Genomic DNA, 22,795 nt, shown 5'->3' with positions numbered 1-22,795 from the left:
GAACCACCCCAGCGTCAAAACACATGCATGCTGACATCATTACTTTCATTTCCTTCATCTAAAAAAGCCACCAGGAAACGATCCTTAGTGGCTTTTAAGGAGAAATCATCCAAATAATAGACTAGGGTTATGTAATAGATGCCCCAATTACAAATGCTAACCCGATCGAGACGCCCATAGAGACAATACCAACTGCCATGTTGTTTTCCTTAAGCTTAGAACCCACAGAGAAACTTCTCGTAAACAGTTCAAACAATAAGTAGGCAACCATTTGCAATACTACTCCGTATGCTCCCCAAATGATCGTATCCCATATGGTCAAACTGTTATAAATGGCAAACGACAGAATGATGCAGATGCCAATTATTTTTCCCGAAATCGATAAGGCAACGGCTTGATTGCCCGATCCAATTTCTTCCCAGTCTTTATATTTCGTAGTAATGAATTCAAATACAACCAGGCCAATTAGTACAACAAAAATTGCTATCACAAAATACGCTAACGTCATTAAGAAAGGTTCCATTTATATGCCTCCTTTATTTTCCTGCTCCAGGACCGCCACCACGCTGGGAAGACCCACGGAAAGATCCAGTCTTACCGGAATTAAAACCACCTGAACGAACATACCCTCCATAACAATTCCCTTGGGTCTGGCACTTTGCTTTCCGTTTTTTAAACCAATCATCAGCATCCAGCACTTCATCTAAAATGTAATAAGCAAGCAGACCGTCAAAGAAACTAGGTGAATAATGATTTCTTACAAACTGGTCACTCGCAAGTTCAATAAAAACGACGTTGTTTTGCTCCTGGCTCTCCTGCAGGATGACGAAATCATTTTTATAAACCAGTACTTGTTTCCCTTCCTGACGCTTGCTTATTTCCTGAGGTTTTACTTGTTGGGATAAAGCATCAGCAGCTTCGGGAAGGCTGAGTTTGCGGGTGACGTAAATTTTTGATAACCCTTGATCCGTTTTAACTGTATCCAGCAAAGGAAATGACTGCTTTACAACGTTTTGAATCGATGAATTACTGCTTGCTTTGATCGTATCTAGAATTTCAGATTTTTCAGGCTCATCAGGCAGATCTTCATATGTATTCTCTTGATAATTTCCTCCCCCTGACATTCCGCGATTAGCTGTATTGTCAGGTCTGTTAAATAAATTAAACATTAATATGACGGCTATTATTCCTACAATAATTAACCCAGCATAATTCCTCACACGAGTCCCCCTTCCAAATATATTCGTGCCTGACTTCAACAGTCAGGCACGGATATCCGGAATTCTGCCAGCGATTATTCTTTATTCATTTTCTTCTTCAGAGCAGCAAGCTCATCGTCCACGTTATCTTTTTTATCAAGAGCTTCGAATTCATCGTCCAGGGAACGGTTGGATTTCGATAAGTCTTCGCTCGTCTCAGCTTCCGCTTCAAACTGCATAACTTTTTCTTCCATTCTTTCAAACCCTTGACGTGATTCATCTCCACCGATATTGGACATCGTACGGTTCATTTTTGTTCTGGTTTTAGCAGATTCCGCTCTCGCTTTTAATGAATCTTTTTTCAATTTCATTTCCTGGTATTCTTTTTTCATTTCGTCTAGTTTTTTGCGAAGATTATTGGAATCTTCTTTAGCTCTTTCCCAGGAAGCTTTCAACTGATCTGCCTGTTCTTTGTGATTATTTTTATCTTCCAGGGCACGACGGGCCAGATCTTCGTCTCCTGCGTCTATGGCTTTTTCAGCCTGCTGCATTCGTTTATCCACTAAAGCTTGAGAATCATCATATTTGCGTTTCAGCATTTTTTCATTCGCTATTTGCTTAGCAACCGCACTTTCTGCTTCGCGAATATCACTTTCCATGTCTCTCATAAACTGATCCAGCATTTTCACTGGATCTTCTGCTTTATCAAGCATGGCATTCAGCTCTGCACCAACCACCGTTTTGACTCGACTGAAAAATTTAAACATCAAAGATCCTCCTTTTTAATTTGATCCTGCGATAATCTTTATTTCATATGGCTCTATATCATAACCGTAGCTGACTTCAATTTCACTTCCCCATGACTCAAGACTGAGGTATGATTCTTCATCATCCGAAATATAATCAGCATAGCGTGTAGACCGGTTATCAATATTCCGGCTTCTGCCTTCCCCTTTTACATGTGCTTCCCCTTCTTCATCTTTATAATAAGTGGTTCCTTCATAGGTAAGCTGCTTTGGAAATGGGGGATTCACTTGTAAATTAACTGTAACATAGATCCCTAATTCAAGCTCATCATCCATTTCAGCAGACAGCCACTTCGTATTACTGCCTTCCAGTAATTGATAGGCAAACCATTCGTATGAACCATCTCGGTAAGAGATTTTGCCGACCACTTCATAATCAACGAGATCGTAAGTTACGATATCCCCGACTTGGATCGATAATGCAGTCCTCTCCTTTACTTCTGGTGCTTCTTTCTTTTTTGAAAACATTCTCGAAAAAAAGCCCAAATGCTCACCTCACCTTCGCATTTCTCTTGATATCTGTATGTACGGATGAATCACGAATAAGGTTTCATTCTCTATTTAAATTTTAAAAAAATCAGCAGATTTTTTGCATCTGCTGATTTTCTCATAGACGTATTTAAATCTTTAATAATTCATGCGCACTTGCATATTCCAGCCCATGCGCTTCAGCAACCGCCTGATATGTCACATATCCTTCAGCAGTATTAATGCCTTTAAATAATGCTTCGTTATCCTTACATGCCTGCTTATAGCCTTTATTTGCCAACTGAAGGGCGTAAGGGACTGTAACGTTTGTTAAACCAATGGTGGATGTACGTGGAACCGCACCAGGCATATTTGCTACAGCATAATGAACTACCCCATGTTTTACATAGGTAGGATCATCATGTGTGGTGATCCGGTCAGTCGTAGCAAAAATCCCCCTTGGTCGATGGCTACATCAACGATCACTGAACCTTCCGGCATGGATTGAACCATATCCTCGGTCACTAATTTAGGGGCTTTTGCTCCAGGAATTAAAACAGCTCCAATGACCAAATCAGATTCCTGTAGAGATTCCTGAATGTTTAAGGGGTTCGACATAAGCGTATTGATGTCTGAGCCAAAGATATCATCCAGCTGGCGGAGACGCTCCGGATTCAAATCAATAATAGTGACATCTGCGCCTAAGCCCATCGCGATTTTGGCAGCATTCGTTCCAACGACTCCACCACCAATAACCGTGACCCGTCCCCTTCTTACACCAGGGATTCCTCCTAAGAGAATGCCTTTACCTCCATGTGATTTTTCAAGGAACTGAGCACCGATTTGGGAAGCCATACGTCCCGCCACTTCACTCATCGGAGTCAACAATGGCAGGGAGCCATTAGGCAGCTGTACCGTTTCATAGGCGATAGCTACCACTTTATTCTCAATTAATGCCTTCGTTAGTTCAGGCTCAGGTGCTAAATGTAAATAAGTAAATAAAATAAGACCTTCATAAAAATAAGTATATTCTTCTGGAAGTGGTTCCTTAACCTTCATCACCATTTCCTGACTCCACGCTTCCTGCGCCGTTGCTACGATCACAGCTCCTGCTTCCTGGTATTGTTCATCTGTAAAACTTGAACCTAAACCAGCACCCTGCTCGACATATACTTCGTGACCAGCATTTTTTAGTGAAATAACGCCTGCTGGGGTCATAGCTATGCGATTTTCATTGTTTTTGACTTCTCTTGGTACTCCGATTTTCATGAGCATCCAGCCTCCCATTCGATTCTCTAAAGAACTCCTCTTACACTTTCCCTGAAGTAAATGCCGCGTCCGGTGTAAGCCTTCCCATTGTAACAAATCCATTCAAAATTCCATACCCTTTTAAAAGGTATTCGAATTTTCAGTTTTTCTACAGATGACGATGGATCACATCTAATCCTCCTGTTACTTCATAGATCGTGCCGGTAATCATATCTGAATCCTCTTCACAAAGAAAAGAAATGGTTCGTGCAATATCTTCCCCTGTTCCGGGCCTTCCAATCGGTGTATCTGGATCGACCTTGTTTCTTGCCTCTTGAATGGTGGATTCTTTTAAATTTCCTTTAATGTTTCCAGGACATATCATATTGGAAGTAATCCCATTCTCAGCCTCTTCTAATGCTAATGTCTTCGTCAGGGATACAAGCCCTACTTTTGCAGCAGCAAAAGCGGACCTGTAAATCCACCCCGAAGCTTCTCCAGCACCTTGGAAACCATAATTAATAATGCGGCCAAACTTCTGTTTTCTCATGTGCGGGACTGTTTTCTTCAATAGAAAAAAAGCAGCATCTAAATTGCCTCTAATCATAGCGTCCCACTCTTCTGTTGAATAATCCATCAATTTTTTTCGTTCAAAAATATAAGGGCCGGCATTGTTGACTAAGAAATCCACTCGTCCAAAGCGGTCGATCGTTTCATCGACGAGAGCAAATAAATCCTGCCTTGAAGTCACATCCGTTCGTATAATATGAATGCGATCGGTTAAGTGAGGAAACTCCTCGTAAAGCTGCATAGCTTTCTCCTTATCGCTCCGGTATGTAACGGTTACTGAATGTCCTTTCCTTAAAAAATGTTCGGTAACTTTCTTACCTAACCCTTTCGATCCTGCTGTAATAATGGCATGGCGCATATCGGACTTCCTCCTTGATTCAAGGTTCTTGATGAGTGCAGTTCGTCTATTCACACGTAAATTTCTGTTTTGTACAAAGATTTCGTCTAAGGAGAAGTGAATGTATCTACGTGAAAGCACGCACAGCTGAACAGAAGTCCAGGAGTTTTGGCATGTAAGTGTACACCCGGATTCTTATTCAGCTAAGCTTCTCTTTTCAAATGTTCCTGTTGTTCATTATGTATCTGGTGTAACAGCTTCTGCAAATATAACGAGTTATGCCTGGACACCAAGTCACTGGTGTTGGCTGGATCAGAAACTTCTCTTTATTAAAGTGTAAAGGACTGTGGCTCCGTTCAATTATTTCATAACATTGATCCCCATGCTTCTGCAAGTAATCATCCAAATTCTTTCTGCCCTCGGAACAGTGGTGATTCCCATCCATCTTTAAGCGACTTTTACTATATGAAACGAATGTACCTGAATGAAAATACTCCGGAAAGCTTGTTTTACCAGAGACGGATTTTTCATAACTTTATTGTGATAAGGAGTGGATTGTTTCTGACCTAAGGATGCCTCCCGTCCATCGTTAGGAATAGCTGCATTTCCTTTTTGCATGGGCCAGCAACATGAAAAGGACCAAGCCAATCAGCTGAGTGCGCAGGGGTAATTAGCGTGGACACACAAGTTTACGCCTAACTCCGAATCCTTTCTCCAAAGGGGCCGGCATCCCTATTATGTTCACACAATCCCCATAATAATCGTAAGACAATAAGCAATACTGGCAATTTACATGATATAATTAAAGTAAAGGAAGGGAGTGTCTAGTGATGAAATTCGAGTACAAAGATATTGTCGTGGCAGTTGATGGCTCTGAAACCGCAGAGGTGGCTTTTAAAAAGGCTATTGATATTGCAAAACGAAATGATGCAAAGCTCATTTTATCTCATGTCGTAGATACCCGTGCATTTGCCACGGTAGAAGCTTATGACCGCTCACTCGCCATTCGGGCTGAAAAGTATGCTACTGAGCTCTTAGATGAATATCAGCAAAAAGCGAATGATTCAGGAGTCACCAATGTAGTGGTAGACATCGACTATGGCTCTCCAAAAGTAAAAATCGCAAAAGACGTTGCCCCTAAGCATCAGGCGGACTTAATTATCTGCGGTGCTACTGGACTGAATGCCATGGAACGCTTTTTCATCGGAAGTGTTTCTGAGCACATTACGCGTTATGCTAATTGTGATGTCCTTGTAGTACGGGACAATGACGAAAAACCTTAATTTTTACTCCTCATCTACGGATGAGGAGTTTCTAGTTTTATTCCTTTTTTTTCATTTCTGCAGTGACGTGACCTAGTTCTGGTAGAATTAATTGAGTCATAGCAAGTTTGACGGCTCCACTGGATCCAGGAGTCGAGAATACAGCCGTTTTCCCCACTATACCGGCAGAAGCTCTTGAAAGCAGAGAAGCTGAGCCGATGTCCTCTGTATAACTCAGCATACGGAACAGTTCGCCAAATCCTGGAATGTGTTTATCATATAATGACTCCACTACTTCGATAGTAACGTCTCTTGGAGCGATACCTGTACCGCCATTTGTAAGTATGGCTTCAATTTCCGGATTGTTGATTCCTTCCTTAACAGCTTCTTCAATCGCCGATTGTTCATCTTTAATGATCGTGTAATTTAAGACTTCATGAACAGCACCTTCGAGATACTCCTTCATCATTCTTCCGCTCTTATCATTTTCTTTCGTTCGTGTGTCACTTATGGTGATGATTTTGCACTTTACGCTTTGCACCGCTTGCCGCCTGTGATTATGTATAGTCATGTCCATTCTCCTGTTCCATCTTGAAATAACGGTACTGATAAAACTTTAAGGCAAATTCAGTCACCTGCTTTGTCAGCTGAAAATTAGAATACGCCCCTATTCCCACGCTGATAAGCGGAATCCCTTGAAATAATTTTTTCCTGAACATTAATATGAACAGAGATTTGAACGTCTGTTTAAAGGGCTGCTCCAGCCATTTTTCATTCGTAAGCTGATCGTTCGCTTCAAAAACATACGGATCTTTTTGATTTTTGACTTCGGCCGCCAAATCTTCCCATGCGTACGACTGCATTCGCTTAGGAAGGGTCGCCGCGTGAAATACTTTTAACGAAAGCAGCATTTCATAGGGGTGATTCATTTCATGGCCAAAGGTAAGTCCGATTAATTGTACAGCCCGCAGATTTAAAATCATCATTACAGGAAAGTCCACACCTAATAGAAGCCACCCCCCCGTTCCCGTTAAGCCTCCCTGGGCAAACGAGTATAACCGGCCTCTGGCTACCTGCTGTTCTGCTATGTACGTTAATTGATCTATCGAAAGTTCCTTCATGTCATTGATTTCTTCAATTTCATTATTAAAAATTCGTCCAATTTTTAATATTCGTTCTCTCGCATCATTTTGAAAAGAAGTCCCTTGCAAAAATGCATGAGAATGAAAGAGCCAAGTATCCAGTCTTGAAAAAAATCTATATTTCACTTTTTCATCTAAATGATAGAAGCTCTGGTTTACCCAGTCATCGTACATCATTTCAAAATCATTCGCCTGATACCCTTTAATATGGTCAATCCACTTTTTTAATTCTTCCGCCATGCTTTCTCGAGACAAGACCATCAGCTCCTTAAAGGTTGATCTATGTTAATTGTAGCCTTAATACAAACAGAATAAAAGGTGATTCGTACGCTCTCTATAAATAAATAACAGCCGGCAGAGAAGCATCTCCGCCGGCTGAACCATTTACAAACCTTTTTCAACTGTATCCCTAGCAATCATAACCTCTTCATTCGTCGGAATGATCATCACTTTTACAGGGGAATGAGGGTAGTTTAAAAAGGCTTCTTTTCCTCTTACCTTATTCAGGGATGGATCCCAGTACACTCCCATAAATTCCAGTCCTTTAAGGACACGTTCACGCATTGTAGTACTGTTCTCCCCTACTCCTGCAGTAAAGATAATTCCATCAATCCCATGCATGCGAGCAGCATAGGAACCGATATATTTGTGGATGCGAGCGGCAAAAACTTCTAAGGCAAGCTCAGCCCGCTTGTCTCCTTCATTAGATTTCTGCTCAATATCACGTAGATCACTGGAGAATCCAGATAAGGCAAGCATGCCACTTTCTTTATTCAAGACATTCATCACTTCATTAGCCGTCTTCCCTGTTTTCTCCATAATGAAAGGGATAAGGGCAGGATCTATGTTTCCTGAACGTGTTCCCATAGTAACACCGGCAAGCGGAGTAAAGCCCATAGATGTGTCGATCGATTTTCCACCTTCGATTGCGGCAATACTTGCCCCATTTCCTAAATGGCAGGAAAGCAGGCGAAGTTCTTCAATCGGTCTTCCGAGCATTTCAGCGGCACGTTGTGATACGTATTTATGAGAAGTGCCATGGAACCCATATTTTCGAATTCCATACTTCTCATAATATTCATAAGGAAGACTGTACAAGTAGGACTGCTCAGGCATAGATTGGTGGAATGCCGTATCAAACACAGCCACGTGAGGCACGTGAGGAAGCACTTCACGGAAAGCAAGGATGCCGGTTAAGTTAGCCGGGTTATGAAGAGGTGCCAATTCGGACACATCTCCAATTTCTTTGATGACTTCCTCAGTAATGAGAACGGAGTCACTAAACCATTCTCCACCATGCACTACACGGTGGCCGACGCCGTTAATTTCATCCAGGGATTGGATGATGCCATTGTCCGTAAGCTTTGTTAATAATATATTGACAGCTACTGCATGATCTGGAATATCCGTTACCTGAGTATCTTTTTCTCCATTTACCTCTATGGTAAACACAGAGTTTTCGATACCAATTCTTTCTACAAGACCTTTCGTAATGACTTTTTCTTCAGGCATTTCTATTAACTGAAACTTTAAAGAAGAACTGCCTGCATTTATCGCAAGAATTTTATTCAACGTTGTTCATCCCCTCAAAAAAGTAGGTTCGTATCTTAATACCACTTAACATTAAATCACCCGTTTCAGGCATTTTCAAGGCGAAACAAACATGGTAACGTTTACTTCCTATTGTTTTTATTTTCTCACAATTATGTCGGTTTATAAGTGTCAAACCAGTTGTTCATCTGGGCAATAATATTCGCCATGGAATCAGGGTCTTTAAAGGAAGGAAGCTTGACAAGCAGTGCCTGTTTAGGCGCTTTGGTGTGATTTCCTTTCTTTTGAAGAATCAAAATACTTTTTCCATGCCTTTCGTTTTTAAAAAGTGTTTCAGGAAGCTGCAGCATGCCAACAATATGGGCTGTTTCCCGAAGATAAGTTTTTAATTGTTCAGACTGTTCACTGTCAAATAAAAAATTGGGAACCATAAACATTAAAAATCCGCCTTGTTTAGCGTAATTCAACCCTTGTTCAATAAATAAATGATGGGAATAGGAATGACCTTCTTCAGCTTTCAGCTGATAATCAGCTGCTTGTACATCATCGGGATAATATCCAACCGGTAAATCGGCAAGGACAAAATCTACTGGCTCAAGTAAGAATGGGCGCAGGCTGTCTTGATGAAAGAACTCCACTTGATTTTGCTGTAAATTCGCATTAGCAGCAGCCAATTGAAGAAGGGTACGATCTACTTCACTCCCATAAGCAAACACATTCTTGTCCAGCTGATTAAGCACGGATGTTAATAGATTCCCCGTTCCACATGCAGGGTCAAATACTCTCAATTCATCTTGGTTTTCAAATAGTTTTGAAGTGATGTAACCCATAAACATAGCTACAGAGTCCGGTGTAACCAGGTGCTGCTGCTGCGTCGCATCCTTCATTCCCTTTAAAATTGCCAGCTGGATGGCCTTTCGAATTTCTTCTTTGTCATATGAATTTGTGTTTACTTTAGTTAATTGGTTGGTAAGATAAGTCTTTAATTCGCTCCCCATGTCAGAAAAAGGTTTGGTGTTGAATAATACTTCCAGTGTCTCAGTAAGAGCCTCCAGATAAGTAAGGTTCATACCTTCAGAAATTTTCATCGAACATTCATCAATCCACTTATATAAGGTTTCCACATGTTCCTGCTTCAATCTTGATCCTCCTATCATCCTATTTCAAAGAAAAGGGCGCATTTTCTGCAAAATGCGCCACAATAAGTCGTGTTTGCTACTCGTTCCTTTTATACCATATCGAAATAATGGATGAGATTCAACTCCCTCGCTCTTCGCTTAAGGATTCCGCCGTTTGAATCGCTTTTTCATAATCAGGATGCTTAGTGGCTTCTTCTACATATTCCACATAGTACAATTCGTCTTCTGTATCTACAACAAAAATAGCTCTTGTCAATAACCTCATTTCTTCAATTAATACCCCGTATGCCCTACCAAAAGAAGCATCTTTATGATCTGATAATGTAATTACGTTATTAATTCCCGAATTTCCGCCCCACCGTTTCTGGGCAAAAGGAAGATCCATGCTTATCGTTAAAACCTTCACATTATCCAGCCGGTTGGCATCTTCATTGAACCGGCGTGTTTGAGAGTCACAGACTCCTGTGTCGATAGAAGGAACAACACTAATCAGCTTAATCTTGCCTTCAAAGTCCGACAGCGTAACAGGATTCATTTTATTATCCAGTACGGTAAACTCAGGAGCAGGATCCCCCACACTTAATTGTTCACCTGACAATGTGATAGGTTCTTCCTTATAAGTGACGTTCAGCATAGTTTGCCTCCTATTTAATATTTGCTCACAACATAATTATGAAGGCTAAATCTACAAGTGTCTAACTAAAGGAGATGGCAGAAAACGGCTCATTCTATTCATCTCGGACTTGAAGTGATAAAATAACAATGACAGGACGGTTAAAGGAGGGACTTCTATGAATAATGAACGTAGAAATTTATACTTTTTCTATCAGCCTAATGATGAGTTAAATGAAAAACTTCCCCATTTATTCAAGTTAGCTGAAGAAAATGATTTTCATATTGTGGAAGAATCGAAAGATGCCAATATTATTATCGCTGTAGGAGGAGATGGGACATTCCTGCAGGCAGTGAGAAAAACAGGCTTTCGTCAGGATTGCCTGTATGTGGGAATCCGTACGAGTAATGAAGCTGGTCTCTATTGTGACTTTGATATCGAAAATCATTCTGAGATGGTTCACTCCATGGTTAACGCACAAATTGAGGTGCGACGATTTCCGGTAATTGAAGCTACTGTCAACAACCAATCGACCTTTAAATGCCTCAATGAATGTAGTGTTCGTTCAACCTTGATAAAGACAATTGATATTGATGTCTTTATCGATGACTTACATTTTGAAACATTTAGAGGAGATGGACTGATCGTAGCTACTCCCACCGGCAGTACAGGGTATAATAAATCTACGAAAGGAGCCGTAGTCGATCCTAAGCTTCCTTGTTTTCAAGTGAGTGAACTTGCTTCTTTGAACAACAACCGATTCCGAACGTTAGGTTCTTCATTTATTCTGAGCTCTGAACGTAAGTTAACATTACACGTGCAGCAGAACGGGAATGATTTTCCGATCATAGGAATGGATAACGAGGCTTTTTCAATCAGTAATATCCAGGAAGTTACTGTCCACCTTAGTCAAGATGTTATTAAAACTGTAAAACTAAAACATAATACGTATTGGGATCGAGTGAAACGGACTTTTTTGTAGTCCATTCATAGGTACTCGTATTTCTTCTTAGATCTCTTATCCATACTTAAATAATGCAAAAAAGAGAGCAGCCTATCGTAACCGGCTGCTCTCTTTCTGCGTTGTTAGTTATATGGACAAGTGATCCGTCTATTCATTTTCACCCAAGGGATGATTACGAGCGCTGATACATTACTTCTTCATCCACAACAGTTAGTGTAACTGTGGCTTCCGCTAATTCATGAGATTTAAGTGCAAATAGATCTCTGTCCAAAGCAGTGAAATCAGCGGCATACCCTTCTTTGATCATTCCATATTGGTCTTCTTTGGATATTGCCTTTGCACTTCCTTTTGTGTAAAGCGAGATGGCTTCGTACACGGACAGCCTCTCTTCAACTTGATACACATGGTGATCGTAGCTGGCTCTTCGATCAACCGCAGCTCTCATTCCAAGAAGCGGGTTCACTTCTTCAATCGGTGCATCCGAACCTCCAGCGCAAATGATCCCAGCATCGATTAACGTTTTCCAGGAGTAAGATGTTTTTAAACGGACGTTCCCGAGTCTCTGGATGACCCAGGGAAAATCAGAAGCGACAAAAGTCGGCTGGATATCCAAAATGACTCGCAAAGTTTTTAACCTTTCGATTAATTCAGGACGCAGGATTTGCGCATGAATGATCCGGTCTCTCTCTCCTTCAGGTGCTGGGTGCTTTGCAATGACATCAGCCACTGCTTCAACTGCCCCGTCACCAATTGAGTGGATGGCGACCGGCATCCCATAGCTTCGGGCTTTTTTAACCAGCTCTGTCATCTCCTGTAATGAATGAATAGCTACTCCGTAATTTCCGGGATCATCATTGTATTCCTCTACAAGCCAGGCTGTTCTTCCCCGAGAGCCCCATCTGCAAATATTTTCATCGCCCCTAATTCCACAAAATGGGTGCCTTTTTTAAAACCAAGTCCTTCTTCAGCCATTTGGTCTACCACGCCGTGGTGAACAAGGAGATTAGCTCTAAATTTTATTTGAGCTCCATCGATTATCGAAGTAAAAGCATCAAAGGTTTTCTTAAATCCACCATAATAATTTAAATCCTCACTGTGGCCCCCTACCAGTCCAAACTTATACATATCCTTCACAGCTAAATCGACTGCTTTTCTTAAATACTCTGGAGTAACTTCAGGCATAGCCTGTTTAATTAAATCCTGAGCGCGGTCATGAAATAACCCTGTAGGAGTTCCGTCGGGATCTCTTACTATTACACCACCCTGAGGGTCTTCGATTACTTCAGGAATTCCTGCAAGCTCCATGGCTTTCGTATTAGCGAGTAAGGCATGTCTGCAGACTCTTGTCAGCATCATCGGGTGATCGGTAGATATTTCATCCAGTTCATTTTTATGTATGATCCTTTTCTCCTGCCATTGATTTTCGTTCCATCCATCACCGATAATCCATTCTCCCGGCTCAAGTTGTTCTGCATGCTGAGCTAATGCCTGTTTCACTTCTTCGGCTGATTTCATAAACGAAAGATCTAGACGCATTAACCTTTCTCCGTGTCCAATAATGTGTAAATGACTGTCTGTAAAGCCGGGATACATCACAGAACCCTTTAAATTAAATTCTTCTTTTATTTCATTTTTATATCGTGAGTAGAGCTTTTGGGTTTCCCCTATTTCTACGATTTTTCCTTTATTCGTAACGACCGCTTCCACCCATTCGCCCTCTGTCTGCATCGTATAAATTTTGCCGCCAAACCAAAATTTCATAACCGTTCACCCTTCCGCACTTTACTGTAAGATATACCATAGACTTTGTTAAATTGGAAGCCATTCAATAAAAAACCTCTTCTTTCCTCCTCGAATTTGTAAGTATCGATATAAAAAGACTGCCGAAGCTTCTCTCGACAGTCTCGAACAGATTTAATAATTTACAACAGGTCGTTGAATTCATCCTCGATCTCTTTACTTGAGGTGTCCGCTTTTACCTGGATAACAGAGGTTTGCTGCAATGCGGTTTGAACGTCCTTTGTAAAATCGGTACTGCTTTCGTAATAAGCAGCTTTTTCTCTAGTTGGCTTCGTCTTTGGTGCTTTTGGAACAAACACAGTACAACAATCTTCATAGGGTCTTATAGAGATATCATAGGTATTAATTTTTCGTGAAATATCAATGATCTCCAATTTATCCATTGAAACTAATGGCCGGATAATTGGATAGTTCGTTACTTCGTTGATCGCATTCATGCTTTCCATTGTCTGACTTGCTACTTGACCCAGGCTTTCACCAGTAGTGAGGGATAGAATTCCTTCCTTCCGCGCGATCAGTTCACTGATCCGCATCATGATCCGGCGCATAATCGTCATACTGTAGCCCTCCGGCATCTCTCTGTGAATCTTCTGCTGAATTGCAGTAAACGGAACCACGTGCACGTTTACTTGGTTGCCGTATTTTGACAACACGCCAGCTAAATCAATGACTTTCTGTTTAGCTCTCTCGCTCGTGTACGGTGGAGAGTGGAAATGAACAGCAGAGAGCTCCACTCCTCGCTTCAATGTTAAATAGCCTGACACGGGACTATCAATTCCCCCTGAAAGAAGCAGGAGTGATTTACCGGTTGTACCGACTGGCAGCCCCCCGGCGCCAGGATAATCCTGAGCTGTTACATATGCCGCATCACTACGAACTTCGACTTTTATTTCTACATCGGGGTTATGGACGTCGACAGTAACATGCTCTGTATTTCTCAATATATGTCCACCTAAAAGAGGATTTAACTCTTTTGAATGGATCGGAAAATCCTTATCCGTTCTTTTTGCGGAGACCTTAAATGTTTTTGCTGAAGAAGCATCAGTAAAAGCAAGCAGAGCAGCTTCTTTTAGATCTTCCTCTTTTTTTTCTACTTTAATAGCAAAACTCAAACTATGAATGCCAAATACTTCCTGGCAGCTTTTCATAACGTCGTTTGGTTCTTCACCATTAAGCAGTACGTACATACGGTCTCTAGTTTTTCGAATTTTCGTGTTAGGAAAGGGCCTAAGTTTTAAAGTAAGGTTTCTTTGTAATACCTGTTCAAAATGGTTGCGATTTTTTCCCTTTAAGGCCATTTCTCCATACCTTATTAAAATTCTATCAAAGTTCATAAGGACCTCCCCATCGTTTCCTCTAGTTCTTCAAGCACTTCATGAAAGGCTGCAATAAACCTTGTAATTTCCTCTCGTGTCGTTAAATAAGAAAGACTAACCCTTAGGGCTGATGTCGTTCGTTCTCGATCTAGATGACACGCTTGAAGTACTGAGCTCACCTCCGGCTGCTTAGAGGAGCAGGCGGATTTTGTCGATATATAGATTTCCCTTTCCCCGAGTGAATGAATAATGACTTCCGGCTTATAGCCGGGGACAGAAAAATTCACAATATGCGGAGCCCCGTTTATCGGAGAATTAAGTTTAACCTTCTCTATTTGTTGTAAACTGCTGTAGAGCTGATCGTGGAGCGACTGCAGCTGTTCTGCCTCTTTGGAGTGGAGCTCTTCTATCAGTCTTAATGCTTTTACAAAAGCAGTCGTTCCAGGTAAATTCTCCGTTCCAGAACGCTGCGCTTTTTCTTGGCCTCCGCCATGGAATAATGGAAATAAAGACACATGCTGTTTAGCTATTAATGCACCAGTACCCTTTAGCCCGTGAATCTTATGGCCGGATAGTGTGCATAAATCAATTCCACGATTTCCAATGTCTATAGGGACTTTACCTAATCCTTGAACATGGTCGACGTGAAAAAGAATTTTAGGATAGCTGGATAACAAATTTGCCACTTCTTCTATGGGCTGAATCGTCCCCAGTTCATTATTTACTGACATTAAGCTTACAAGAATGGTGTCTTCCCTGATTTCCTCTTTGATATCTTCCAGATTCACGCGACCTTCTTCGTTCACCTTTACGTAACTCACCTCATAGCCTAATGTTTCCAACGAACGGCACGCCTCCAGGACGGAAGGATGTTCAACTTGAGAAGTGATGATATGCTTTCCCCTAGTTTGATGCATGAAGGCAGCACCTTTGATCGCTAAATTATTTCCTTCTGTACCTCCGGACGTGAAAACCACTTCAGTTTCGTTCACGTTTAGATAACGTGCCGCTTGTTTTCTTGCTTCAGAAAGCAATTTTTCAGAACGGCTGCCCAGCTGATGAATGGAAGATGGATTGGCAAAAAAATCTGTAGATCCTTTATAAAAGCTCTCAAGCACTTCTGGAAAAGGCTGAGTAGTAGCACTATTATCTAAGTAAATCATCAGGAAAGCTCCTTTACTAACGTTTTGCAGTCCATTATATTATCATACCACGAATGAAAAATAAACAATGAAACCATTAAAAAACTGACACACTCATTTTCTCGTGTGCCAGTTTTACCCACTTGTTTTTCTGTTTACCCAAATTAACATGGTTCTAGTTTCGAAAAAACCAGTACATTCCTAAGATCCGTTTGTTAAATTTAATTCGTCTAAAACAGTATCAATGCTCAATCTTCCGTCCACACTCACATCTTCCAACCATTTACGACTGACCGTCTTGGTTCCTAGAATAGTTCTTGTATCCTTTTCTGAAGAAGCTGATTGGGTAAACAAAGCAGCCAGCTTCTCATCACTTGGCTCATGAATGGTTAAGCCGACTGTTGAAATCCCACTGTGATCCCGAACCACCTTGGGCGTTTGAGATTGGGAAAAGTACATGAACAATGCAGCTGTCCAAATCAAAGTACACAGAGCAGCTAAACCAATCAGAAGCCGTTTTTTCATAATCAATTCCTTTCCTTAAACGAGGACTTGTTCGTCGGATTCAATACGTTTAAGGGCTTCCGGATCCACTTCCTTTATAGCCCCTGCTGCACGATCTACAGCAGATTCATAATCATAATTTCTAAAATCATTTTCAGCCTCTACAAGACTGGCTGCGAGCATAGGGTATTGACTTCTGTATCTGTTGCCGTACTGGATCAATCTTTCAGCTAAGAATGCCTGATCCAGTACGACTTTTGCATCCTCATGCAGCTTTTCCGAAGCCGCCATCGCCGCTTCCAGTTTTTCATGAACTTTTGTCATGTCAAGCGGTTGTTCTTCTAAGCTTTGAAAAACCTCATCTACAAAAACAGTAGTTTCCTTCATTTCTTCAAAAATATGACTTGGAATTCCTGGTAAATTGCTTCGTTTCAAGCGTCGATGTGTGTCGATTAATAACTGTTCAGCTTCATGAATTCTATTTTTTGCTTCAACTTCATCTTTTCTTAACATCTGAATTCGTTCACTGAATGCCTGGTGCTTTTCCTGAAGTTCTTCTACCTGTTGTTTCATTCTTTCCAGCTCTGCCCTTAGTTCACTATAAGCTGTTGTTCCATCTTGAAGCTTATTTTCAAAGGAAAGATATTTTTTCTTTAATTGGCCCAGCCAATGGTCCAGCGTTCGATGTGTTTCCAAATCCTCATCTTCCAATTGGTAGGTTCTTTGCAGGTCTTCCATCTCCTGATCAGTCGCCGTAAGCATTTGAGTTAACTCATCAATCTGGCTCTGATAGGAAGAATGCTGCTGCTCCACGAAATTATGAGCAATTGCTTCTCTCTCAAGCTGCTGATACATGTCGTGAATTCGTGATTCTATTTCTTTAATGACTAATTCTATATTTTCCTGATCTCCCTGATCTAATTGGGTCAAACTCTCTTCAAGCTGTTCCTGAAATGTATGTAGCTCCGATTTATAATCAAGATGCGTAATTCGATACCCTTCGTTTTCCATCTCTTCCATTCCGCTGATCAGTTCATTAATTTGCTCCGGCAGCTTAGCACTAACTTTCTTATAGCGTTCAGGGAACAGCCGGGATTCTTCAAGGAGCTCTTGAAGCTCTTCCCGCAGTGACTGCACGAGGGTCTTTGCTTCTAAATAATCTCCTTGGGCAGTTAATCTTTCATATTCTTTCAATTTTTTCTGCTGTTCTTGAATTCTACTTTCAAATATTCGTGCTGCCTTGCCGTACTGATGGCGGTTTTGAACAAGTGTTTTAGAGAGTTCTGTGAGTTCCGGCTCGATTGCTTCTATTTCAATCCGGCTGCTTTTTTCCGAATCAAGAAGCACTTCCAGCTCTTCGAACATAGCTTCTATATCTTTTTCCACTGCAATGAGCTTTTGCTCTGTGTGGGACAGGGCTTTCTTCACACGTCTAAACTGGTAACGGTCAGCAGCCTCTTCCACATCGAAAAGATCTTCCTCTAAATTAGGAAGCTCTTTGGTTAAAATCTGATCCCAGCGATCCCGCCATGCTTCGAATTTTTCCTGGGTTTCACCAGATAAATTGAGACTCTTAACTTTTGATAACTCTTCAGTTACGCTGCGATTCATAATATCCATTTTCCAGCTTTCCAGCCGGTCTACTTCATCATAGACTCTTTTGCGCCAAATGAGTCCAAAAATGATTAAAGCAATTAATACTAAGATAGCCCCAATGATGTACCTCATAAACTGCCTCCTTACAATCTACCCGTTCAGTCATTCTGTAACGTTCAAAGTGAAATACAGTTGTCTATTATGATACCATGTAAGTACATGTTTTGGCTAAAATATTTCAAAATTATTAACATAATGACAAAAAATTCAAACAGAGAGGAGAATTAAACTATGTATGATGGTCATATTCATTCTCCTTACTGCCCCCACGGGACTAAAGACTCACTGAGATCTTATGTTGACAAGGCTGTTGATCTGGGATATTCAGCGATGACCTTTACAGAGCATGCACCACTTCCAAAGTCTTTTACCGACCCAGTTCCATTAAAAGACAGCAGTATGGCTTTTGGAGACGTAGAAGAATATATTAGAAATCTTCAAGATTTAAAAAAAGAATATCATAATACCATTCGCGTCAAAATTGGTTTCGAGGTCGATTTTATACAGGGGTTTGAGGGAGAAACAAAAAGCTTCCTGCAGGAATATGGTCCGGAGATGGACGACAGCTTATTATCCGTCCATTTTTTAAAAGGAAAAAATGATTGGCACTGTATTGATTACAGTCCGGAGATGTTTGCAGAGGCTATAAAAGACTTTGGATCTCTTCATCATTTGTATGAAGAATACTTCACTGCACTCCAATCATCACTAAATGCTGACCTTGGAAGAAACAAACCACGCCGCATCGGTCATATGACACTAATCAGAAAATTCCATTCACTTTATCCATCTCCTAAAGGATGGGAAGCGACAGCATTAAAATTACTAGAAGCAGTCAAAAAAGAGGGCTGTGAAATTGATTACAATGGAGCGGGCTTGAGCAAACCTTATTGCAGAGAAAGTTATCCTCCTTACAATATAGCAAAGCAGGCACACGAAAAGGGCATCCCACTTATATATGGTTCAGATGCCCATGGAGTTTCCGCTTTAAAGCAGGGATATGAAGAGCTGGACAGTTCTTTGCTTAAGCGTTCACTTTAGCTGACTGCAATGATTTCTGCTTCATCATCAATTGACTGTAAACTTCGACAAAATGGTCAATTGAAGCTTCTGTAATAAATGGATCCTTAAATTCCTGCGGCATCATAAATGGAGCATTTAACAAACCTTTGAGCTGCAGCAGACAGAGTTTTTCTTTAAACGTTACTTCAATCTGATTTCTTTTCTGAAACATAAGTTCGGTCAGCAAATGGTTCTCTTTGGCTAGATAAGTGACCAGCATCTCTCTGGCAAATACAGTATTTAATGATAGTTCCCTGTTCACAAGACAGGAAAGTTGATAATGAGTCTGTTTATAATGTAAGATCTTTTTCACCAGCATATGGATGTCTCCCTTGCTGGAAAAAGACGCCTCTTCCTCAATTATTTGTAAGTAAGGCTCAAAATAATTTACCGTAAGTGCTTCAAACAATCCCTGTTTACTTTTAAAATAATAATTTATTAGTGAAACATTAACCTTGGCATTAGCGGCAATATCACGAACGGAAGTCCCGTTAAACCCTTTGCTGTAAAACAAACGACACGCAACATCGAGCACTTTTTGACGAGTTGTGGTCTGACGGTTCATGTGATTTTTCCCTCCTTAGCAAAAACTTCTCTACGTAAGGAGGAATTCCTTTATTAATCGTACATCAAATCCCGACAATCTACTCATATTTTATGTCGAATGACTATTCAGGAGGTCTACAGATGTTTCAATCTACTCAATACTCAGGTACTAAAGAAGAAAATTATCAGCTGTTAATCAAACAATTGGATTCATTGCTCGCAGGTGAAGAAGACCAAATGGCTAATTTAGCTAATGCCTCGGCTTTATTGAATCAATTTCTTGTAGAAGTCAACTGGGTAGGATTTTATCTATGGAAAAACAGCGAGCTCGTTTTAGGACCTTTTCAAGGACTGCCAGCCTGTGTTCGTATTCCTTCGGGAAAAGGAGTCTGCGGGACAGCAGTTGAAGAAAGAAAACCACAAAGAGTAGCAGACGTTCACTCTTTTCCAGGTCACATTGCATGTGACGCTGCCAGCCGTTCAGAAATCGTGATCCCCATTATTGTGCACGATCATATATTTGGCGTTCTGGATATTGACAGTCCCCGTACAAACCGGTTTGATGAGACTGACGAACGTTTTCTTATTCAGTTTTGCGAAACACTTCAATCCCATCTTTAATGACTTAGGGTTTTAACTTTAATACAGTCACCCCAACATCCCATAGGTGAACTAAAACGCATGGAGTTGTTCTCCATGCGTCATTTAGTACAGCTATTCATCCATGTATCACGAGATCTGCCCGGACGAGTGGCTCCTCCTTTTCCAAGTAAATATCTTCGCCTTTCCAGTAGCGGTTTTTAAACTTATCTATTTGTAATCTAGTTTCTTTACTTTCCCGGCTAAACCTAACTTTCCTCGGACAATCCAAATAAACGATATAATCAAAGCAGCTCCGCCATTCTTTTCGCTGCAAAAAGACTCCTTCAACAATGACGATGTCATTCTCAGAGAGGTTGTATGTTTCCAAGATGTGCGAATCTGAAAGAGGGTTATAGACCGGAAGGGTTAATGCATCAGCTGATTTCAGTTCTGATAAAAAATGATCTCTCAGCCATTCTGTATCCCATTGCAGTTGATAATACTCATACCATTGTTCATGGCCAGTCTGGTAACGCCTGCTTCTTTCTTCAATAAAATCATCCATATGAAAAACGATTACATTTACAGCTTCTTTCAAGTGATCATAAAGTTCAACAGCCAGTGTCGTTTTACCAGATCGGCTGAGCCCGTCTACAGCAATGATAAAACGGCTCTTTCCTCGCTCTGTCCAACTCTTATAAAGCGTACCCGCATATTCATTAATACCGGCTCTCCACCTTTCTATGAGTAATCCAGTACATCAGCAACAACAATCTGGTCTTTTCCTGAACCTTTTGCCTGATACAGAGCTTTATCCGCTTGCTGTACAATGGATTTACTATTGGGACGTTCTGCCGAATCCCATGAAGATATACCACAGGATACTGTAACAGGCGGTTCAGTAGAAGAAGAAATTTCTTTACGGATTGTATCAGTTAAACGATAGGCTTCTTCGATAGTAAACGAAGGAAGATAAACCGCCAGCTCCTCTCCCCCCCATCTTGCAGCTAACTCGTCTTTCGTAAGTTTTCTCATAATGGCATTTGAAACCTGCTTAATCACTTCGTCTCCTGTCTGATGACCATACGTATCGTTAATACTTTTGAAATTGTCGATGTCCAGAAGGACGAAACTCCCACGCTCGTCATGCTTTAAACAAGTCTCCAAACATTTATCCAAATGATTTCTTGAATGTAGCTTCGTTAAATAATCCGTGATAATCGTTTTTTCAAGCTCTTCCCTCAACATTGCATTAGCAAAGGATAAGGTAGAATGCCGCACTAACGATTGTAATAGTTTAAAGGATTCAAAGCTGAAGAAATAAGGTGTATGGTGAAGGACAATCACTAAACCATTTAACTGTTCATGGTCCTTCATAGGAACCGCCATCACGGACTGATAGGCAAACCGATCTTTTCCTGTTTTCATTTGTAAATCCCCTACAAACAAGGCATCCTTTTGCTGGAACACCATTTCATTAACTATACTTATTAAGGGATCGGATTGGGCCGAGGTAAAGAATGGCGAGCTTCCTTCAAGTACCACTGGTTTATTATCATTAAAAATTAAAAAACCTACTTCGTCTGCTTCAAATGAGTGATAAATCTGGGTAGCCATGTATCCAATTTTGTCATTTAAACGCATATTTGAATTTAACTGCTCGGACGTTTCATTAATAAGCTGAAGATCATTAATTAACTTTCTGGATTGCTGATAAAGCTGAGCATTTTCCAACGCTTTTCCTGCTGTATTTGCAATTAGAATAAAAAAATCAATATCCTTCTGAGGGAAAAACAAATAACTTGGAGCGACTACTTGAAGTACACCATAGACTCCCTGTTTCCCCTTCAATGGTGCATACAGAAAGGATTGCTGATCATGTAAACGATCCTCAATCTGCACCTCGCCGGTTAAATATGCCTGAGTGCTTGCGTTTCCTGATGATTGTCTTTCATATGTAAGCTCCCTCACAGGCAATTCATGATCTGTTGTATAATCATGCGAAAGCAAGAGATAATAGTGAAATTCAGGGTAAATTTTTCTCAGCGTTGCTATGATTTCTCTCAGCACCCCATCCATATCTATTGAAGAATGGAATTTAGATGTAACTTTATACAGCAATTCATACCTTTGTTTTTCTTCTAATGTCGTATAGAAGGTATCAATACGGTTCACAAATTTCGTTATTTCAAATGCAGACTGCTCGAGTAAACGGATGTTTAAATTCTTTGCCTGCTTGTTGGCAATCCCGATAAATCCAAAGGTCTTCTTCTCAATTTCAAGGGGCATAAAGTACGATTGGGCAAGCGTCTGCTTCAGGAAAACCTTATCGTTAGTTTTTCTGTCACTCAGTTGTTCACAATAAAACCCGTCTGTGAAAAATTCGTTTATTTCTTCTTTATCTGTAATCAGCCGATATTGACCCTTCCATTCATCAAGCATATAAATGACACTCACATCTGCATCCACAAAAGAAGCAATTTCATCTGCCATTTCAGTCATATAACTGCTGTACGTCATTCCAGATCTAGTCATGAACAAATCAAAAAGAGCACCTTTTAACTGCTGCAGCTTTTCGTTGTTATGCGTGTAATTTGCCATTCGCATCTCACCCATCACCTAACATTGGTTGATTCTATTTTACCATTACTTTATACCCTTAAAATAATAAAAATAATTAAATTTTTATGAGATTTAATATAATTGTACCATATAGAATTTATTTCCCTTAGCAAAAGCGTTATTTTACCATTTCCTCTTGACTTGGGGATGAAAAAAAATTATAATGGCTTTTGTGTAAAATAAAAGGCAGCCTATGTGGACCACCGTTGTAATCATTTTGTTCCTCTATACAATAAAGAGGTGCATCGCGTAACTCTCTGCTGCTG

At 40.6% G+C, this 22,795-nt stretch carries 21 protein-coding genes and 2 pseudogenes; 4 read left to right on the top strand and 19 right to left on the bottom strand.

All coding sequences use genetic code 11. From position 1 onward, the window contains the following. Window positions 1-127 precede the first annotated feature (127 nt). From MUN89_RS09690 to MUN89_RS09665, 6 genes and pseudogenes are all read right to left on the bottom strand, one after another. Window positions 128-523, bottom strand: a complete 396-nt coding sequence (locus tag MUN89_RS09690) for a DUF350 domain-containing protein (RefSeq protein ID WP_244713204.1) — start codon at window positions 521-523, stop codon at window positions 128-130. A 13-nt stretch (window positions 524-536) separates the two neighbouring features. Further along, complete coding sequence (locus MUN89_RS09685; protein WP_244713203.1) at window positions 537-1,220, bottom strand: DUF4247 domain-containing protein; 684 nt, start codon at window positions 1,218-1,220, stop codon at window positions 537-539. Between the two features lie 74 nt (window positions 1,221-1,294). Beyond that, entirely contained in the window at window positions 1,295-1,966 is a 672-nt protein-coding gene (locus MUN89_RS09680; RefSeq protein WP_244713202.1) for a PspA/IM30 family protein, read from the bottom strand. A 15-nt stretch (window positions 1,967-1,981) separates the two neighbouring features. Further along, the gene (locus MUN89_RS09675) at window positions 1,982-2,491 is read right to left on the bottom strand and encodes a DUF4178 domain-containing protein (RefSeq protein WP_244713201.1); all 510 of its coding nucleotides are present in this window, start codon (window positions 2,489-2,491) and stop codon (window positions 1,982-1,984) included. A 133-nt stretch (window positions 2,492-2,624) separates the two neighbouring features. Next, window positions 2,625-3,742 (bottom strand): annotated as a pseudogene (gene ald / locus MUN89_RS09670) (alanine dehydrogenase). 148 nt (window positions 3,743-3,890) lie between these two features. Further along, entirely contained in the window at window positions 3,891-4,649 is a 759-nt protein-coding gene (locus MUN89_RS09665) for an SDR family oxidoreductase (protein WP_244713200.1), read from the bottom strand. An 809-nt stretch (window positions 4,650-5,458) separates the two neighbouring features. Here MUN89_RS09665 and MUN89_RS09660 point away from each other — a divergent pair. Further along, window positions 5,459-5,911 (top strand): universal stress protein, encoded by a 453-nt coding sequence (locus MUN89_RS09660; RefSeq protein WP_244713199.1) that lies wholly within the window; start codon window positions 5,459-5,461, stop codon window positions 5,909-5,911. A gap of 37 nt (window positions 5,912-5,948) precedes the next feature. On the opposite strand, the gene MUN89_RS09655 is transcribed toward MUN89_RS09660, so the two are convergent. The 5 genes from MUN89_RS09655 to tpx form a co-directional block, all read right to left on the bottom strand. After that, window positions 5,949-6,461 carry a MogA/MoaB family molybdenum cofactor biosynthesis protein gene (locus tag MUN89_RS09655; RefSeq protein WP_244713198.1) on the bottom strand — a complete coding sequence of 171 codons (513 nt, stop codon included), beginning with the start codon at window positions 6,459-6,461 and terminating at the stop codon, window positions 5,949-5,951. Then, window positions 6,448-7,293, bottom strand: a complete 846-nt coding sequence (locus MUN89_RS09650; RefSeq protein ID WP_244713197.1) for an EcsC family protein — start codon at window positions 7,291-7,293, stop codon at window positions 6,448-6,450. Before MUN89_RS09650 ends, MUN89_RS09655 begins: the two co-directional genes overlap by 14 nt. Window positions 7,294-7,416: 123 nt before the next feature. Then, window positions 7,417-8,604 (bottom strand): acetate kinase, encoded by a 1,188-nt coding sequence (locus MUN89_RS09645; RefSeq protein ID WP_244713196.1) that lies wholly within the window; start codon window positions 8,602-8,604, stop codon window positions 7,417-7,419. A 131-nt stretch (window positions 8,605-8,735) separates the two neighbouring features. After that, entirely contained in the window at window positions 8,736-9,722 is a 987-nt protein-coding gene (locus tag MUN89_RS09640) for a class I SAM-dependent methyltransferase (RefSeq protein ID WP_244713194.1), read from the bottom strand. A gap of 118 nt (window positions 9,723-9,840) precedes the next feature. Continuing rightward, the gene (gene tpx / locus MUN89_RS09635) at window positions 9,841-10,356 is read right to left on the bottom strand and encodes a thiol peroxidase (protein ID WP_244713192.1); all 516 of its coding nucleotides are present in this window, start codon (window positions 10,354-10,356) and stop codon (window positions 9,841-9,843) included. 157 nt (window positions 10,357-10,513) lie between these two features. Between tpx and MUN89_RS09630 the strand changes: the two genes are divergently transcribed. Next, window positions 10,514-11,317 (top strand): NAD kinase, encoded by an 804-nt coding sequence (locus tag MUN89_RS09630; protein ID WP_244713190.1) that lies wholly within the window; start codon window positions 10,514-10,516, stop codon window positions 11,315-11,317. A 154-nt stretch (window positions 11,318-11,471) separates the two neighbouring features. Here the strand turns inward: MUN89_RS09630 and MUN89_RS09625 are convergent. From MUN89_RS09625 to ezrA, 5 genes and pseudogenes are all read right to left on the bottom strand, one after another. Further along, window positions 11,472-12,892, bottom strand: a pseudogene (locus MUN89_RS09625) (amidohydrolase). Between the two features lie 329 nt (window positions 12,893-13,221). Beyond that, the gene (thiI, locus tag MUN89_RS09620; protein WP_244713188.1) at window positions 13,222-14,433 is read right to left on the bottom strand and encodes a tRNA uracil 4-sulfurtransferase ThiI; all 1,212 of its coding nucleotides are present in this window, start codon (window positions 14,431-14,433) and stop codon (window positions 13,222-13,224) included. Further along, a complete protein-coding gene (locus MUN89_RS09615; protein ID WP_244713187.1) occupies window positions 14,430-15,578 on the bottom strand; it encodes a cysteine desulfurase family protein in 1,149 nt (382 codons plus the stop codon). Before MUN89_RS09615 ends, thiI begins: the two co-directional genes overlap by 4 nt. Window positions 15,579-15,758: 180 nt before the next feature. Further along, entirely contained in the window at window positions 15,759-16,082 is a 324-nt protein-coding gene (locus tag MUN89_RS09610) for a hypothetical protein (RefSeq protein WP_244713186.1), read from the bottom strand. Between the two features lie 15 nt (window positions 16,083-16,097). Continuing rightward, window positions 16,098-17,789, bottom strand: a complete 1,692-nt coding sequence (ezrA, locus tag MUN89_RS09605) for a septation ring formation regulator EzrA (RefSeq protein ID WP_244713185.1) — start codon at window positions 17,787-17,789, stop codon at window positions 16,098-16,100. A 159-nt stretch (window positions 17,790-17,948) separates the two neighbouring features. On the opposite strand from ezrA, the gene hisJ reads away from it, so the two are divergent. After that, window positions 17,949-18,758 carry a histidinol-phosphatase HisJ gene (hisJ, locus tag MUN89_RS09600; RefSeq protein WP_244713184.1) on the top strand — a complete coding sequence of 270 codons (810 nt, stop codon included), beginning with the start codon at window positions 17,949-17,951 and terminating at the stop codon, window positions 18,756-18,758. On the opposite strand, the gene refZ is transcribed toward hisJ, so the two are convergent. Next, complete coding sequence (gene refZ, locus MUN89_RS09595; protein ID WP_244713183.1) at window positions 18,742-19,344, bottom strand: forespore capture DNA-binding protein RefZ; 603 nt, start codon at window positions 19,342-19,344, stop codon at window positions 18,742-18,744. The two genes, hisJ and refZ, sit on opposite strands and share 17 nt — an antisense overlap. A 122-nt stretch (window positions 19,345-19,466) precedes the next feature. On the opposite strand from refZ, the gene MUN89_RS09590 reads away from it, so the two are divergent. Next, window positions 19,467-19,946, top strand: a complete 480-nt coding sequence (locus tag MUN89_RS09590; protein WP_244713182.1) for a GAF domain-containing protein — start codon at window positions 19,467-19,469, stop codon at window positions 19,944-19,946. A 97-nt stretch (window positions 19,947-20,043) separates the two neighbouring features. On the opposite strand, the gene MUN89_RS09585 is transcribed toward MUN89_RS09590, so the two are convergent. Together MUN89_RS09585 and MUN89_RS09580 are read right to left on the bottom strand one after the other, a co-directional pair. Then, on the bottom strand, window positions 20,044-20,631 hold the full coding sequence (locus MUN89_RS09585) for a kinase (RefSeq protein WP_244713685.1): 588 nt from the start codon (window positions 20,629-20,631) through the stop codon (window positions 20,044-20,046). A 17-nt stretch (window positions 20,632-20,648) separates the two neighbouring features. Further along, window positions 20,649-22,508: a sensor domain-containing diguanylate cyclase gene (locus tag MUN89_RS09580; RefSeq protein WP_244713181.1), complete on the bottom strand. Its 1,860-nt coding sequence runs from the start codon at window positions 22,506-22,508 to the stop codon at window positions 20,649-20,651. Between the last annotated feature and the right edge of the window lie 287 nt (window positions 22,509-22,795).

It is taken from the genome of Halobacillus salinarum (assembly GCF_022919095.1).
GTDB classification, from domain to species: Bacteria; Bacillota; Bacilli; order Bacillales; family Halobacillaceae; genus Halobacillus_B; species Halobacillus_B salinarum.
The sequence above is the reverse complement of the archived record's forward strand: the minus strand, read 5'-3'. Positions and strand labels throughout refer to the sequence as shown.

Bases quoted from the DNA above. Each gene is read 5' to 3' on its own strand.
- MUN89_RS09590 (WP_244713182.1), top strand. From the start codon at position 19,467: ATGTTTCAATCTACTCAATACTCAGGTACTAAAGAAGAAAATTATCAG.
- refZ (WP_244713183.1), bottom strand. From the start codon at position 19,344: ATGAACCGTCAGACCACAACTCGTCAAAAAGTGCTCGATGTTGCGTGT.
- thiI (WP_244713188.1), bottom strand. From the start codon at position 14,433: ATGAACTTTGATAGAATTTTAATAAGGTATGGAGAAATGGCCTTAAAG.
- MUN89_RS09615 (WP_244713187.1), bottom strand. From the start codon at position 15,578: ATGATTTACTTAGATAATAGTGCTACTACTCAGCCTTTTCCAGAAGTG.
- MUN89_RS09660 (WP_244713199.1), top strand. From the start codon at position 5,459: ATGAAATTCGAGTACAAAGATATTGTCGTGGCAGTTGATGGCTCTGAA.
- MUN89_RS09630 (WP_244713190.1), top strand. From the start codon at position 10,514: ATGAATAATGAACGTAGAAATTTATACTTTTTCTATCAGCCTAATGAT.
- MUN89_RS09690 (WP_244713204.1), bottom strand. From the start codon at position 523: ATGGAACCTTTCTTAATGACGTTAGCGTATTTTGTGATAGCAATTTTT.
- MUN89_RS09680 (WP_244713202.1), bottom strand. From the start codon at position 1,966: ATGTTTAAATTTTTCAGTCGAGTCAAAACGGTGGTTGGTGCAGAGCTG.
- MUN89_RS09655 (WP_244713198.1), bottom strand. From the start codon at position 6,461: ATGACTATACATAATCACAGGCGGCAAGCGGTGCAAAGCGTAAAGTGC.
- MUN89_RS09580 (WP_244713181.1), bottom strand. From the start codon at position 22,508: ATGGCAAATTACACGCATAACAACGAAAAGCTGCAGCAGTTAAAAGGT.
- MUN89_RS09665 (WP_244713200.1), bottom strand. From the start codon at position 4,649: ATGCGCCATGCCATTATTACAGCAGGATCGAAAGGGTTAGGTAAGAAA.
- MUN89_RS09650 (WP_244713197.1), bottom strand. From the start codon at position 7,293: ATGGTCTTGTCTCGAGAAAGCATGGCGGAAGAATTAAAAAAGTGGATT.
- ezrA (WP_244713185.1), bottom strand. From the start codon at position 17,789: ATGAGGTACATCATTGGGGCTATCTTAGTATTAATTGCTTTAATCATT.
- hisJ (WP_244713184.1), top strand. From the start codon at position 17,949: ATGTATGATGGTCATATTCATTCTCCTTACTGCCCCCACGGGACTAAA.
- tpx (WP_244713192.1), bottom strand. From the start codon at position 10,356: ATGCTGAACGTCACTTATAAGGAAGAACCTATCACATTGTCAGGTGAA.
- MUN89_RS09610 (WP_244713186.1), bottom strand. From the start codon at position 16,082: ATGAAAAAACGGCTTCTGATTGGTTTAGCTGCTCTGTGTACTTTGATT.